10 protein-coding genes and 1 pseudogene are annotated in these 14,547 nt (G+C 69.4%); 5 read left to right on the plus strand and 6 right to left on the minus strand.

Annotated elements, in window-relative coordinates:
* The first annotated feature begins 1 nt into the window (after position 1).
* Entirely contained in the window at positions 2 to 2,104 is a 2,103-nt protein-coding gene (locus KHP12_RS00645; protein WP_211831225.1) for an ATP-binding protein, read from the plus strand.
* Between the two features lie 5 nt (positions 2,105 to 2,109).
* Entirely contained in the window at positions 2,110 to 2,421 is a 312-nt protein-coding gene (locus KHP12_RS00650; protein ID WP_211831226.1) for a hypothetical protein, read from the plus strand.
* 57 nt (positions 2,422 to 2,478) lie between these two features.
* On the opposite strand, the gene KHP12_RS00655 is transcribed toward KHP12_RS00650, so the two are convergent.
* The 5 genes from KHP12_RS00655 to KHP12_RS00675 all read right to left on the minus strand — a co-directional run bounded on the left by KHP12_RS00655 (position 2,479) and on the right by KHP12_RS00675 (position 11,581).
* Positions 2,479 to 3,126 (minus strand): hypothetical protein, encoded by a 648-nt coding sequence (locus KHP12_RS00655; protein ID WP_211831227.1) that lies wholly within the window; start codon positions 3,124 to 3,126, stop codon positions 2,479 to 2,481.
* On the minus strand, positions 3,123 to 7,697 hold the full coding sequence (locus KHP12_RS00660; protein WP_244202832.1) for a hypothetical protein: 4,575 nt from the start codon (positions 7,695 to 7,697) through the stop codon (positions 3,123 to 3,125). The genes KHP12_RS00655 and KHP12_RS00660 overlap by 4 nt, the downstream gene beginning before the upstream one ends.
* 278 nt (positions 7,698 to 7,975) lie before the next feature.
* The gene (locus KHP12_RS52695) at positions 7,976 to 9,274 is read right to left on the minus strand and encodes a Tn3 family transposase (RefSeq protein ID WP_211831229.1); all 1,299 of its coding nucleotides are present in this window, start codon (positions 9,272 to 9,274) and stop codon (positions 7,976 to 7,978) included.
* Positions 9,259 to 9,942 (minus strand): DUF4158 domain-containing protein, encoded by a 684-nt coding sequence (locus KHP12_RS00670; RefSeq protein ID WP_211831230.1) that lies wholly within the window; start codon positions 9,940 to 9,942, stop codon positions 9,259 to 9,261. The genes KHP12_RS52695 and KHP12_RS00670 overlap by 16 nt, the downstream gene beginning before the upstream one ends.
* Before the next feature lie 226 nt (positions 9,943 to 10,168).
* A complete protein-coding gene (locus tag KHP12_RS00675) occupies positions 10,169 to 11,581 on the minus strand; it encodes an acyltransferase (RefSeq protein WP_211831231.1) in 1,413 nt (470 codons plus the stop codon).
* A 220-nt stretch (positions 11,582 to 11,801) separates the two neighbouring features.
* On the opposite strand from KHP12_RS00675, the gene KHP12_RS00680 reads away from it, so the two are divergent.
* Positions 11,802 to 11,948 carry a hypothetical protein gene (locus KHP12_RS00680; protein ID WP_167442519.1) on the plus strand — a complete coding sequence of 49 codons (147 nt, stop codon included), beginning with the start codon at positions 11,802 to 11,804 and terminating at the stop codon, positions 11,946 to 11,948.
* 222 nt (positions 11,949 to 12,170) lie between these two features.
* Here the strand turns inward: KHP12_RS00680 and KHP12_RS00685 are convergent.
* A pseudogene (locus KHP12_RS00685) lies at positions 12,171 to 12,629 on the minus strand (hypothetical protein); the annotation flags it as partial.
* A 587-nt stretch (positions 12,630 to 13,216) separates the two neighbouring features.
* On the opposite strand from KHP12_RS00685, the gene KHP12_RS00690 reads away from it, so the two are divergent.
* Positions 13,217 to 14,062, plus strand: a complete 846-nt coding sequence (locus tag KHP12_RS00690; RefSeq protein WP_241788046.1) for a cytochrome P450 — start codon at positions 13,217 to 13,219, stop codon at positions 14,060 to 14,062.
* 110 nt (positions 14,063 to 14,172) lie between these two features.
* Positions 14,173 to 14,379 carry a ferredoxin gene (locus tag KHP12_RS00695; RefSeq protein ID WP_014057308.1) on the plus strand — a complete coding sequence of 69 codons (207 nt, stop codon included), beginning with the start codon at positions 14,173 to 14,175 and terminating at the stop codon, positions 14,377 to 14,379.
* The last annotated feature ends 168 nt before the right edge of the window (positions 14,380 to 14,547 follow it).

Genomic DNA, 14,547 nt, shown 5'->3' on the forward strand with positions numbered 1-14,547 from the left:
CATGGGCGTCACCGCGGTGGAGCACCTGCGGATCCGGCTGGCCGGGCTGCACGGGGCGCTCAGGGCCGCCGTCGAGCGGCAGGCCCGGCTCGCCGCCCGGCTCACCAGGCCCGATCTGACCCCGTACTGCGTGACCGACGAACAGGTCGACGTACTGCTCGGCGAGGTGCACACCTTCACCGACACCATGGCCGAGCCCTACCCGCCCCCGCCGCCGGAACCGGAAGCCGAACGCGACCTGAGGCGGCGCGCGTCCGCCGAGGGCCGGGCCCTGCCGCTGGACGCGCTCGCCACCCGCTTCGGCCTGACCCGCGCGGAGCAGGACGCCCTGCTGCTGGCCGCCGCGCCCGAGCTGGACCGCGGCTACGAGCGGATCTACGCCTACATCGTGGACAACCTCAACCGGCGGCTGCCCAGCGTGGAACTGCTGATGGCCGTGGGCGCGGACTGCGCGGCGGCGCGCCTCGCGCTGCGCCGCTCCCTCGGCCCGGCCGGACCGCTGCGCCGCTACGGACTGCTGCGCGCACACGGCGCGGCCGCGGTCGAACTCGCCCAGGAACTCCTCCCCGCACCCGGGGTGCTGGACTTCCTGCTGGGCTGGGGCGGCGATGTCGGACTGCTCGGCCACGACCCCGGTGAGGTCGCCCCGCCGGAGCCGCGGGTGCTGTCCCCGTACCTCTCCTCCGAGCGGCTCACCCGGCTGGGCCGGGCGCTGGGCTCCGGCGACATCGACCTGGCCGGGCTGTGGGGCTGCCCGCCCGACGGCCAGCTCGACGCCGTACAGGCGCTGGCCCGGGCCGCCGGGGCACCGCTGCGCACCCTGACCGACGACCCCGAGGACGATCTGCGGACGGCCGCCGTGCTGGGCGCGGTGCTCTGGATCCCCACCGACGAGCTGCACGGCGAGCAGCGGCGGGCCACCGCCGACCCGGTGTCCGCCGCGCTGCTCCGCTCGCGCGTACCGGTGTGCCTGACCGGCCTCAAGCCCTGGCGCCCGGCGGGCCTGCTCGCCGCCCGCGCCTACGCCGAACTCACCGTGCCCGTACCCGGGTTCACCGATCGCCGGGCGATGTGGTCGGCCGCCCTGCCGGAGCTGACCGGAACTCTCCTCGAAGACCTCGCCGTCCGCTACCGGATGAGCGGCGGCGAACTGCGCGCCGTCGCCTCGGTCGCGGACGCCGGGGCGCGCCTGGCCGGAAACGGACGCCCGGAGCCGGTCGCCGCCCACGTCGAGCCCGCGATCGCCACCGTCACCCGCGGCCGCGGCGGCAGCGCCGTCCACTCGATCACGCCCCGCCGCACCGTGGACGACCTGGTCCTGCCCGATGTCCAGTTCCGCCAGATCCTGGAGATCGCCTCGGCCTTCCGCGCCTGGCCCCGGATCGCCGAGGGCTGGGGCTTCGCCCGCCGCTCCGGGCACGGCGGGGTCAAGGCGCTCTTCACCGGTGAGCCCGGAACCGGCAAGACCATGTCCGCCGAGATCGTCACCGGCATGCTCGGCCTGGAACTGCTCAAGGTGGACCTCGCCCAGGTCGTCTCCAAATGGGTGGGGGAGACGGAGAAGAACATGGAGACCGCGTTCCGGCAGGCCGAGGAGAGCCACGCGGTGCTGCTCTTCGACGAGGCCGACGCGCTGTTCGGCAAGCGCGGTGAGGTGAAGCACGGCACCGACCGCTACGCCAACCTGGAAGTCGGCTATCTGCTCCAGCGTCTGGAGGCCAGCGACGGCCTGGTCATCCTGACCAGCAATCTGAAGGACAACATCGACCCGGCCTTCACCCGGCGCTTCCACTTCGTCGTCCACTTCCCCCGCCCGGCCGCCGCCGAGCGCCGTCGGCTGTGGCGCCTCGCCTTCCCCCAGGAGGCCCCCCTCGCCCCCGACGTGGACCTGGACGCCCTGGCCCGCCTGGACATGACCGGCGCCGCCATCACCGCGGCGGCCCGCACGGCCGCACTGGCGGCGGCGGACGGGGGCGGCGATACGATTGCCATGCGCCATGTCGTCCGTGGTGTGGTACGCCAGTTCCAACGCGAGGCCCGCCTGCTCCGCCCGACCGAACTGGGCCCGCACGCCCATCTGCTCGACGACGCATCCCAGGGGTGAAGCCGATGCTGCCCACCGAACCCCCGCTCTCCCTCCACCGCCTGCTGGCGCCGGTCCCGCCGGTCCGCCCGCAGGAGGTCGCGACGGCGGTCCGGCAGGGGGCGGCCCCGAGCCCGGCCCCGACTCCCGCTCCGGCGCCCGTGAGCAATGCGACGGTGGCCCGTGCGGCGCACCCTCCGGCCACGGTGGGGTCCTCGCTGCTGGCCGGTCAGGACCAGTCGGGGAACGCGGCCGTGGCCCATGCCGCGCTGCGGGCGGTGCCGGGCGCGGTGCCGCTCATGGCACCCGCGCCGCAGACCACGACCCCGAGCCCGTGAGCCCCGGCCGCCGGTCCCCCGGGGACCGGCGGGTCACACACGACAATCCCGGGTGCTTCAGCCGCCCCCATGCGCGGCGGCCCGGCGCTGGAACCCCTCGATCAGCGGGATCAGTTCGCGGATCTCGGCCACGGTCTCCTCGTCGACCGGGTCGGTCCGCACGTTCGCGGGGTCCCATGACTCGTTCTCCAGCCAGTCGACGTACTGCGTGTGGTGCTCGCGCAGGACGGCGAGCAGGGAATCGCCGCAGCGTTCTACCTCGTTGTGCGGCTCGACGTCCCTCCAGATCCCGAATACGGTCGTCCGGCCCGCCCCGAGCTCGGCGAGGCTGTAGCAGTGCACCCGGCCGCCGTGCTCGAGGTTGACGTTGACGCCGAGGAACAGGGGGACCAGGTCCGGGTCGCGGGCGAAGACCCTGCGCGTGATGTCCGCCATCGGATCGGGCCGCTCGGGCAGGCCACCGCGCTCGGGGGGTACGGCCAGACGCCAGGGCAGCAGGGGGAAGTCCACCATGAGGTCCAGGGAGTGGGGGCCCGCGTCGGCGAGTACGAAGAACTCCTCGGGGAAGCCGACGCCGTAGCACTCCCGTACCACCTCGCGGGGCCCGAGCCCCTGCGCGTAGAGCGCTCTGGCCAGGCCGGCCAGCGACGCGTAGTCGTCGCGTGACGGCTCGGCGCGCATACGCCGCGGCGCGTCCTCGGTCACTCCGGCCCCTCTCCGGTCCGCTCGGCCTCCATGATGCTCCTCAGCAGCGGGGCGAGCTCGCCCCAGACATTCTTGAGCGCGTCGGCGGTCAGCGCGGTGATGATCCGGCGCGTCACCTTCCGGGCCTGCTCGACCACCTGCCCGGCCTGCGGCGTGCCCGCCTCCTCCAGGCTCTGGGCCAGGCGCTTGGCGTCCGCTCTGAGCTTCTTGGCGCGATTTCTGATCACCACGCTGTGCACGGTCCGCCGAGGATCGTCGGCCATCAGCTTGACGACCTCTTCGACATGGACGAAGACGACGTCCTGGAGCTGGGCCTGCAGCCTCGCCCACGCCTTCTTGCTCATGCCCTGCGGCTTCGGGGTGGACAGGATGAACTCCTGGGCGAGCCGTGTGGCGCTGGCCGTGGACTGCGACTGGAGCACCAGGGCGTAGGCCCGGTGGCTGCGGCGGGCGATCTCCTCCGCGCCCAGCCTCGGATCGAGACCTTCGCCGCGCTCGGCGCCGACCACCTTGCTCGGGGTCACGGAGAGACCGCGCTTGTCGTCGCCCGGGGCCGGGCTCGTGGTCGTGCTGGCCAGGGGCGCGTAGACGATGGAGAACCCCTCGCCGAACAGCTCCATCAATTTGATCTTGAGCTTCCGGCCCTCGGCACCGCCGATGGGGTACAGCTCTCCCTGGGCCCCGAGCAGGCCCTGGGTCCGGGGATCCTGGAAGATGCCCGGGGAGCCTTCCTTGTCCCACGCCTTGATGAGCATGTTCGGCTCGGTCGGGTAGAGCATCTGGGTGTGCCGCTTGTCGATGGCCTCCCGGATCGCCCGGTCCACCTGGTTGGAGAGCGTCGTCAGTTGGACGGTGCGGGGGTCGGCGTCCTTCTTCCAGTCGAAGTTCTCGAAGGTGTAGCCCCCGATGGTGAGCAGCGGATGCTCCCGCATCTCGCCCAGCACCTTGGTGTAGGCGGCCAGGACGCCCATCCCCTTGGTGGTCGAGACACTGGTATCGGCGTCCTGGCTGACGATGTGGACCTGCTTGTTGGCCTTGCTGAGGATGTCCACGGCCTTCTTGGTGTACGAGGAGCCGAGCACCTGCTGGCGGAAGACGCCATAGGGAAGCGCCTTCTTGTCGCGCAGGCCGGATTCGTTCTCCTCCGCGAGCTTCCGCTTGCCGTCCGTTTCGAGGCCCCGGTACTTGGCGCGCACCTCGGCCAGAGGGGCGTTGCCCTGCTCCTTCCCGCCCTGGACGCGGACCCAACGGGGCGTCCAGACGAAGCCGAAGACGGCCGCGACGAGCTTGCTCGGTGGATTGACCATGCCGATGGCCGCGCTCAACTCGCTCTTGTTCTTCTCGGGTTTGAGGCCCTCGAAGGCGTTGACGCCGATCACGACGGCGGTCCTGGCCACGGCCATGTCCTCCGACCCGCCCCCGGGAACGTCCCACGCCGTACTCAGATACCGGGAGGCCACCGAGGGGTTGGCCTCGATCTCGGAGGGAATGGCCGCCATGTTGACGACGAAGCCGATGAACGGGTCGTCGCTCTGCCCGGCGGGCCTGACCTCGTGCAACTGCGCGACCGTCGGTCCGTACCTGTTGACCTCCATACGACCCTGCGCCCTGGCGATCTTGTACGGGAACTCGTCCTCCGACAGGGTCTCCACCGGTGTGTCTTCGCTCGGGTTGATGGTCACCCTGATGCGGTACTTGCCCTCGGCGATCTTCTTGAGCTGGATCCGGGTGAGGCCATGTCGCCGCTTGATCGGACCGAGGCCGCGCCGCACCGTCTTGACCGTGGCCGCCTCCTCGTTGAGCAAGTGCGTCGCATCGCGCACGGCGGCGTCCAGGGCGCGCTTCTTGTCCGCCTCGGTCCGCTTGTCAGGCCGCTTGTCCGGCCGCTTCTTCTTCGGGTCGCGCCTGCGTTTGGGCCTGCGCCGGTCGGGGCGGCGCCGCTGGTCCGGACGCTTCCGCCGGCGTGGCCTGCCCGGGCGCTTCCGGTCCGGGCGGCGCTTCGGCTTCGGCTTCTTCTTCTCGAACTTCAGCTTGATCTTGGACCAGAGCTTCTTCACCAGCCCCACGATCTTGTCGATCACCCAGTCCACGGCCCGGTTCACCGGCTTGGACAGGGCCTGGACGATCTGCTTGACCTTCGCGGCGATGCCGCCCACGCCCAGGATCGCGGCCAGGACGCCCAGGAGGACCGGGATGGAGCGGGCCAGGGCGCTTTCGATGAGGCCGGGTACGCCGCCGCTGCCACCCCGCGCGATGGCGATGACCGCGTCGAGCACGGCGTTCACGAACTCGATGATCTGGCGCGCCTGAGTGACGATGAAGCGCACGATGTCGATGATCAGTTTCACCGCCCGGACGAACGCCGACGCCGGGTTGAGCAGCGAGATCACCCACATGATCCCGGCGACGACGATCGTCGGCGTGACGTAGGCGATGACCTTGTCCAGCAGGTCCTTCTTCAGGTCGCCCACGCGCGTCTTGAGGTCGTTCCACATCCCCGCGACGCCGCGCTTGCGGACCTCCGCGACCAGCGGTACCGCGGTTTCGGCCGCCGCGACCGCCGGTTCCATCCTGGGGACCTTGCGGACGATCCGGGAGCGAATGTTCTGCCAGGTCAGCCCGAGCAGGGAGGCGAGCATCTTCAGCACGCCCTGGGCGTCGAACTTCGACGGCAGCTCGATGCCGGCCTCGGCCGTCTTGCCCAGCAGCCAGGACATGATGCCCTGCTGCAGATGGCGTCCGATGTTCGCCAGGAACTGCCGCAGGCCGGCGCCGACGGCCGAGACCAGGTTGCGCAGGAAGCCGATCGGGTCCTTGAGGATCAGCATGACCGCCGACGCGGCCTTGGCGAGGACCGACAGCAGAAGCCGTTTGAGCTCCAGAATGGTGTTGATGACGGACTTGACCGTGTCCACGGCCTTGGCCACGAGGCCCTTGTTCTTCTCCTTCTCGGCGGCGATCTCGTCGTCGACGGACTTGAGGGCGTCGGTGTACTTGGTGGCCAGCGTGTCGACGAGCTGGGTGCCCTTGTCGTCCACGGACTGGGCGAGTTCGTCGAACTTGTCGGTGAACTCGGCGGCCGCCTGCTGTCCGATGGACCGAAGATCGGCCGGAAGCTTGCGCACCGCGTCCCGCATCTCGGTCCGGCCCTGGGCGATACGGCGCTTGGCCCGGTTCAGCTCCGTGCCGATGGTGTCGGCGACGTCCGAGATCACCTGCCGCATCCGGCGGACGTAGTTGTCGCGGGCCTCCTCGAAGATCTTGTCGGCTTCGGCGGGCAGCCCGGCGAACAGGTCCCGGACCCAGCGCGCCTTGCCTGTCCAGCCCGAGTACCGCCGGTCCTTGTACTCCTCCATCTTCCGCTTGTGCTCGGCGGTGAAGGCGTCCCGGGCCGCCTTCTCCTCTCTGCCGAACTGTTCGTCGACGAGTTTGTCGAGGCCGTCGAGGATCGCCTCGACTTCCTTCTTCATCGTGTCGAAGACGCCTTGGAGGAGCGTCGTGACCTGGGCCCGCTTCTCCTCGTCCCGCCCCTTGGCGCCGGACTTGCCCGTCCCGACCTGCTGGCCGGTGCGCACCCGCTGGGCACCCATCGCGCCCATGGCGGCGGCGCCGAGCCGCCTCGCCTGAGCGGTGGCCGCGTGTAGCTCCTTCTTCTCATGCCCCCGCATCCGGCCGGGAGCCGCCTCGGAGTGCCGTTCGGCGGCCTTCTTCTCGCCCAGGGCGTTCTCGAACGTCGGCTCGTTGGACTTCTTCAACTGCGCCTCGGTGACCTGCGCGTCCGCCATCTGCCGGTCGACCTGTGCGGGGCCGGCGGAAAGGTCTGTGGCCGACGGCGGCAGCTTGTCCGGTACGGCGTTCGCCGGGTTGGGTGTGCCCGGGGTCCCGGGGGGCCGGTCCGGCGTCAGGGGTACGACCTTCTTGGGCACGGCCGCCGAGGTGTCCGGCGGGGCCGCGGTCGTCGTGGCGATCTGCTCGGCCGAGTCCGCCTTGCCCTCGCCGACCTTGCCCCGCACCTCCTGCCGCACCTCATCGGCCTTGCCGGAGTCGGCGAACTTGTCCGCCTCGTCGAGATTCTTCGGCGCCTTCTCGGCGATCGCCTTCTCGACCGCCCTGATGAACGCGTCCTTGTCGAAGTCCTTCGGCTTGGCCTCGTTCATCTTCTCGGCGTTGGCGGTCTTGCCCTGGGCCTCTTCGTCGTCCTTGGGCGGCCGGGCGGCGTCCTGCGCGGCGCCGGCCTCCGCCTTCGGAGGCGGGTGCGAGGCCGCCACCGAGCGCTTCTTGTGCCGTACGTCCTTCTTGAGCGTCGCGAACTTCGGGTCCGCTCCCGGGCCCGGACGGGCCCTGACCTCGGGGGCGGCGGCGGGCGCTGCCTCCGCCGTGTCCGCCCGCGCCGTTTCGGCCGTGGGCGGCTGCTGCCGAGAGGCGGTTTCGGTGCGGCGGGCCGCCGCGACCGCGCCATTGCCGACCGTGTCCTGTCCGGCGGGCCGCACTCCGGTGGAGGAAGGCGGCGGCGCCGCGGGTCCGCGTCCGCCGGACAAGGCCGCGGTCACCGCCGCGTTGGACAGGGGCACCTGGGGATGACCGAAGTCGTGTGCCCGGGAGCGACCGGGGGCGCGTACCTCTGGCCGGTCATGTGTGGGGGCCGATACCGTCTTCGACGCCCTGGGCCGCGGGGCGAGAGCCTTCGGCGGTGGCATCGGACGGAACCCCTCCCACGCGTGTCGGTGCCGACAGGAATGTGGCGTCCCGCTGACACTCCCCGACGAGGGTGGCAGCACGGGCGTGACGAGGCCGTCACTCCCGTGTTCTCCCGGCGTCTCCACGAGCGTGGGAAAGCCTCCCTGGGGAATTACGTGACCGTCGACACCTGTCGGCGGTCACGTAATTCCCCGACGCCGTGCGGGTACGGATCGCGGTCGCATACTTGATCATCTGGTCGTACTGCTGGGCGATGAGTCCCGATCTCCGACTGGCCGTGCGAGTCGGTGTAGTTGGCCTCGACGTCCATGGTGGTGCCGTGCCGCATCGCGCCCTCGACCATCGCGGCGACCTCGGAGGCGGTGCAGTTGATCAGCTGGGAGCGGATGGCCGGCGACTTCTTCTCCACGTGCCAGTAGATGAGCACCCCGCGACCACCGTAGCGCGAGTGCCACTCGGTGAAGAGGTTCTGGTCGTAGGCACGCACATGGGTGGAGTCGGAGGCGACCGCGGTCGAGCCCCGGCCCCACAACTCGGCGCTGCGAGCGGCGAAAGTGGCGTTCGCTATGTTCACGGCGATGGCGCGGGCGGACTCCGCCGAGAGATAGCGGCGCCGGACATGGCGCAGCTCGTCCTCGGTATGGCCGTGGCCGCCGGAGGCGACCGCCGTGATCCCGGTGTTCGTGCCGTAGGCGTAGATCACCAGGAGCAGGCGCTCGGCCAGGACCTCCGCCGAGAGGCTGCCGCCGCCGGAGACCGAGGTGACCGCGTCCAGACCCCCGGTACGCAGCACGGCCTCTTTCAGCATGTCGACGAGCGGCACAATGCCCCGCCGCCGCTGTACTTCGCCCTTGACCCGGCGCAGGTTCTTCGGCTCGGGCTGGGCCTCGGCCGGGGTGAGCCGGATCGCCCCGGACTTCCGCTCGGCGGTGTCCAGCCACGACAGCTTCGGCATCCCGTCGTTCAGCAGCGTCAGCTCGGTGGTCATCTGCTCGCGCAGCTCGTCGACGAACACCGCGGCATCCAGGGGCTTGCGCAGCTCGCGGTAGTTCTCCTCGCGCCGCTCGGCGAAGTCCTGCGGCGGATCCTCATCCGGATTGCGCCACTTGTCGGCGCCGACAACCCAGATCTCCTTGCACTTGAGCTGGTCGCGCAGGGCCTGGAAGGCGACAACCTCGTAGACCATCCGCACCACCCGGCGCCGGCCCCGCTTGTCGGCACGGTGCACGACCTCCGCCCAGTCCCCGCCCATCGCCTTGTGCACCGGCACCATCTCACCCAACGGGTAGTACGTGGTGTTGCCCACCGCCGCGTACCGGGCCACCAACGCCAGGGCCTCGATCACCGGCCGGTGAGCGTGGTTGGACGAACGGAAGTCCAGCACGTCCAGCAACCTGATCAGCCCGCGCCGGTAGTGGTTGGTGTACGACGCCTTCAACGTCGTCTGCACCGTGCGCCGGTACGCCGGGGGCCACGAGTCTTGAACTCGTGCACCAGCTCCCGCAGCGTCTGCTCACCGCCGGACACCGCCGGGTAAACGACCTCCCGGACCGTGCCCTCCGGCTCGCCGATCGACGCCTCGGCGAGCTTGAATCTCTCCACCGTGAGCCGCGCCGAGATCCGCGCCGTCAGCGTCTCCTCGGCGACCCGCAGCGCCGCCCCCACGATCCGGCCACACCGCCCCGCCGTTGGCGGCTCGATGCACTCCGTACGACAACGGGCCAACAGCTCCACCCGCACCTGCTCCGGCCGCCGCTCCTTGCAGGCGACATGCTCGGCGAGCCAGGCGGACAGCTTGTCCGCGTCCGCGACACTGCACTCACGAAAGCCCAGGTGCCCGCGGATCTGCGCACGGTGGTACTCGACCGTCCGGCCGCTCCACTCATACGCGTCCAGCTCGGAAGCAGGCACCTGTACCTGCCGGGCGACGAACTCCACCGCCTCGCCCGGCAGCTCGAACCGGCCCCGGGGAAACCGGCCGTACTGCGTGGAGAATTTCAGCAACACCGCGAAGCCCAGTCGCGTCGCACCGCGCTTGCCGGACACGAGTCCCTGCTCGTTCTTCAACAGCGTCCAGTGCTCGACCAAGTCGTCCAGGTCCAAAGGGGTACGGGCCACGGTCGCCGATCATCCTCTCGGGGCATCACCCCGCGCAGCTGTACGGCCCTCGACTCACCCACACGGGTGACGTTCCCACAAGATCACCGCCGTTTGCGGCTGGTGACAGTGTTCTTACCGGCACCCCGACCATCGCTTCGTCTTCAGTCCACACACCTGACGATGATCAGCGGCGGCCGCACCTGTCTCCCCACCGGCTCCCACCAGCAAGATCACATCTCCGGTTCTAGCCGGCCGCGGCAAAGGTCAGCGGAAATGCCTGGCCGGAATCCGCGTAACGGTGGAACCGCCCGACCCAGGACGGCTCCTTGAGGGCCCGGACGTGGGTGCGGGGCAGCGCGATGTGCACATCGCGGCCGCCGTTCTGGTCGGCCGCGGTCGGCGCGATATGCACGGTCCACGGAATGGGGGTGGGGGAGAAGTCGTACCAGAAGGGGGCGCCCTGCCCGAAGTCGATGCGATAGAAGGGCAGCTTCGACCAGTTGTTGATCGCGATGGTGGTGTCGAACGAGTCCAGCGCCATGGTGGTCATGACGCGCTTGAGGCGCCCCGCGTCGCGTTCGGCGCACAGGAACGCCACTTCCTCGCGGATTCGCTCCTCCGTGTTCTCGGCGTAGCCCGCGCGGATCGCCGCGGCGACCTCGCCGAGCGGGCGGGAGCGCAGTGCGGCGGCGGTCATTCCGGGCCGGGTGTTGGTGACGGCGTTGCCCCAGTAGTCATCCGGAACGGCCGCGCCGACGAACGAACGGAAGTCGGCGATGAGGCCGAGCCGTTCCTCGCTCGTGTCGGGGCGGTCCCGCAATGCGCCGAGCACTTTCCACAGATGGGCGGTGAGCGCGTCATTGGTCGACACCCACCGATCCGTGCCCGCGAGGTCGGCCATCGCGGCGTCCTTCATGGCGGTCAGCTCGGCGGCGGTGAAACGGGTGGTCACAGTCGTCACACCGCCGAAGCTGCCCTTCAGGGCGCGGCCCACGAAGGCGGTTTTCTGGCCGCGCCCGGTGACCGTGAAATGGGCGCCGCCGGTGAGGCCGCCTGTGTGGGCGTCATCGGAGGCCGGGGCGCCGAGCGCGTCGATGACCCCGCGGTCATGGCTGGGCTTGGCGTAGCCGAGGCCCCGGTGCTCGTGCGACCAGGCCTCCAGGAAGCTCATATAGCTGGACCCGTCGCCCACCGCGTGGTTCATCGTGAGCCCCAGGATGGAGCCGCCGCCCTTCATATGGGTGAGCTTCACTGTGAAGAGCGGCGTGTCGCGGTCGACCACCCAGAACGGCATGGCGTGACTGAGATAGCGATCCAGTCCCTTTTTCGCCGTGTGGCGGGGCCCGTAGTCCGGCATGGGCACGGATGCCTGAGCCTCGACGAAGCGCACCCCGGAGTCGTCGCAGAGCACGCTGAGACCGCCGTCGGGATCCTTCTTCATACGGCCCGAAAGGACGGGGAAGTTACGCAGCGTCCGGACGAGGGAGGCGCGGAGCGCCTCGCCGTCGAGCGTCTCCCGGTAGAAAAAGGCGCGGGTCGTGTAGACCGTGCTGAAGAGCATGTCGTAGACGCTCAGCCGTACGCGGTCACCGGTCGCCTCTCCGGCACATACGGTGAACGATCGCTTGGCGCCGCTCTCGGTGGCGGAAGCCGTCATACTCACACGCTCTTTCGTCGGGCCCAAACGCGCTGTCATCTCGACGAGTTGACCCTAACCCCACGGGCGCGAGCGGCCTCCTGAAGGGGAACCGGGTTTAGGGAAATTCCCCAACTTCCGTCCGGCCTCGATCTTTCTCGGCGGCCGTGAGCGTGTTACGGCGCGTCCGGATCTTTCCCCTGCACGCCCCCGCACGCCCCTTCCCGGGGCCAGGGCAGGGGTGGGAAGGGGAGCGGCCCGCCGCAGGCGTCACGGTCCGTCGCCCCGCGCCCAGCGCGGCCCCGAACGCGCCACCCGCCGCGCGATCAATGCGCTGAACCAGCTCGGCTACACCGTCACCCTCAACCCGGTCGAGGGCGCGGCCTGACCACCGCACGGCCCGGACACCTGGCGGCCCTCTGAAGCCACCGGGCGCCCAGCCCTGCGCAACACCGCCCTGACCTGCGGTTTATTTACGCGTCAGAGGCTGGTTTCTGAGCATACTCAGCTAACGTCTCGTCATGTGGCGGAAGTTCGTGACCGGTGGTGCGGCGTTTGTAGTGGCAGCGCATGGCGGTGGCCTGGTGTTGGCGTCGGAAGCAGGACCACCTCAGGGCATGGCGGGTGTCTTGGCCGTAGTGGCTTGTTCTGGGGCGGCAAGTCGCCAGGAGCCTGCGGATCTCTGCCAGGCTGAGCGGGAGGAGGAAAGATCCGTTTCTGTGGCCCCCTCTGCGTCTTGGGCCTGGGCTTGCACGGCGGCGAGGAAGGCGTGGGCGAGCATCGCGAGAGTGATGTGTGCCCAGTCGTGGATGCGCGGGCCCTTGGCTCCGTCGCCGCAGGAGAGCCGCTCCCAGGCATCGTCGGGGGCGTCACGGATGAGCTGGTCGATGCGCCAGCAGCCGGCCGGCGACTTGATCTGCTGTGACTTCGGTACCGCGACGACGTAGCCCAGCCCGGCCTCCTCGAGCATGCGGCGGAAGTGCCGGTCCTGGCCGTAGAGAGCGTCCGCCGTCACTCACGCGATGGGCAGGGGTGAGGCAAGGGGTTGGAGAAGCCGAGTCCGGGGAAGGAGGGAGGCGAGCGATGGGGTCGCGACGCTCGGACGTCGCGGACGGCGCGGTGAGTCCACCCGCGCGCACGGGGTCAACAGCTCCCGCCTTTGTCTAAGGAAATTCGCAGATGTTGTCTGCGGGGACCTTTGGGTGCGCTTTTGAGCCGACCGCGAAGCTAGCATCGACATCGAGTCAGCCGGTGCAGCCGCCGACGACCTCGATACATGGGTTATAAATCGATGGAGGAGTCTTGGTCGACGCCCCGCACCCCCCTGTGTCAATGCCTACCGAGCGGAGCCGCCCCTTCAACCCTCCGGATGGCTACACCCCCCTGCGTGAGCGGGAGCGGATAACGCGCATGAGTTATCACGGCGGGACGACCGGGTGGCTCATCACGCGCCACGCGGAAGCGAAGGAACTGCTCACCCATAAGAGCTTCAGCGCGCGCCAGGAGGGGATAATCTCTCCTGTCCCCACGGAGCTGGGGTACGCTGGCCCGGCCGATCCGGGCGCCTTTGCGAAGACGGATGACCCGATCCACAGCCGGTATCGCAAGCTGGTCACCGGCTTTTTCACGGTTCGGCGCACGCGTCAGTTCGCCCCCATGATCGAGCGAATCGTACACGAACAACTCGACGACCTGGAAAAGGCCGGACCGGGCGCCGATCTGGTGGAGGTCTTCACCGAATCCGTTCCCTCCCGGGTGATGTGCGAGATGATCGGCGTCCCCGAATCGGAGCGGAAGACCCTGCAGCGGCACGTGGAGACGCTCGGACGGCTCTCCTGTACCGTTCCCGAGGCGCTCGCCGCGGTGTCCGGGATGAGTGGATTCCTGTCGCGCTTCGTCCCCGTCAGGATGGACGACCCCCGAGACGACCTCCTCGGAGATTTGATCCGGGGCGGACAGCTCGATGAGCAAGAACTCATGGGCATGACCGCCACGTTGATCACCGGGGCCTTCGACACCACTGGCAACATGCTCGCCATGGGCGTCTTTACCCTGCTCGAGCACCCCGATCAACTCGCCAAGCTCCGCGAGGACCCGGAGCTCATGGGGACCGCCGTCGAGGAGCTCCTCCGCTTCCTCACCATCTCCCACCTCGGGGCCAGCCGGTGGGCGCTGGAAGACGTCGAGTTCGCCGGCCAGAGCATCAAGAAGGGCGAGGTGGTCACCGTCGCCCTCCCCGCCGTCAACCGCGACCCCGAGCGCTACGACAACCCCGATCAGCTGGACATCGGCCGTACGGACCACGGTCACCTGGCACTCGGCCACGGCGTCCACCAGTGTCTCGGCCAGCACCTCGCCCGCACGATCCTGCGCGTCGGCTATGAGGCCCTGTTCGACAGGTTCCCCACGCTGCGGCTGGCCGTGCCGGGCGACGAGGTCCCCATGCGCGACGACTTCGTGCACTACGGCCCCAGGTCGCTGCCCGTCACCTGGGACGACTGATCGAGATACCAAGCGGTGGATGTGACGGACGATGTGGAGTTCTCGCATCGTCCGTCAAGCAAGTTGGCCCACAAGACATGCCACGAACAACAAGGTAGGACTGAGACCCGATGAGGATCACCGCCGACCGTGAGGTGTGCTGTTCGGCTGGTCAGTGCGCGCTGATCGCGCCTGACCTGTTCGACCAGAGCGACGAGGACGGCTCCGTCGTTCTGCTCGACGCACAGCCCGACACCGGACGGCTGGACGTTCTGCGAGAGGTCGTATCCCGCTGCCCGACCGGTGCGATCCGTGTGGAAGAAGACCCTGGCGTGTGAAAACAGCGCATGAAATTTCGGGGGCATGAATAGCGCCGGAGAACCGCAGAGTGGCAAGAGTCACACGGCTGGTGAAACGCTACTGAAACCAAAACCCGGGAACACGCCCCGGGGTGTCGACCACGTCTGGGTGGGTTTCTAGGGTTTCTCTTATGGGGGCAGAGCTAG

The sequence above is a fragment of the Streptomyces asiaticus genome (assembly GCF_018138715.1).
Lineage (GTDB): Bacteria > Actinomycetota > Actinomycetes > Streptomycetales > Streptomycetaceae > Streptomyces > Streptomyces asiaticus.

What these genes read in the sequence shown, in the direction of transcription:
- KHP12_RS00650 (WP_211831226.1), top strand. Translation starts at nt 2,110, where the DNA reads ATGCTGCCCACCGAACCCCCGCTCTCCCTCCACCGCCTGCTGGCGCCG.
- KHP12_RS00645 (WP_211831225.1), top strand. Translation starts at nt 2, where the DNA reads ATGGGCGTCACCGCGGTGGAGCACCTGCGGATCCGGCTGGCCGGGCTG.
- KHP12_RS00695 (WP_014057308.1), top strand. Translation starts at nt 14,173, where the DNA reads ATGAGGATCACCGCCGACCGTGAGGTGTGCTGTTCGGCTGGTCAGTGC.
- KHP12_RS00675 (WP_211831231.1), bottom strand. Translation starts at nt 11,581, where the DNA reads ATGACGGCTTCCGCCACCGAGAGCGGCGCCAAGCGATCGTTCACCGTA.
- KHP12_RS00690 (WP_241788046.1), top strand. Translation starts at nt 13,217, where the DNA reads ATGATCGAGCGAATCGTACACGAACAACTCGACGACCTGGAAAAGGCC.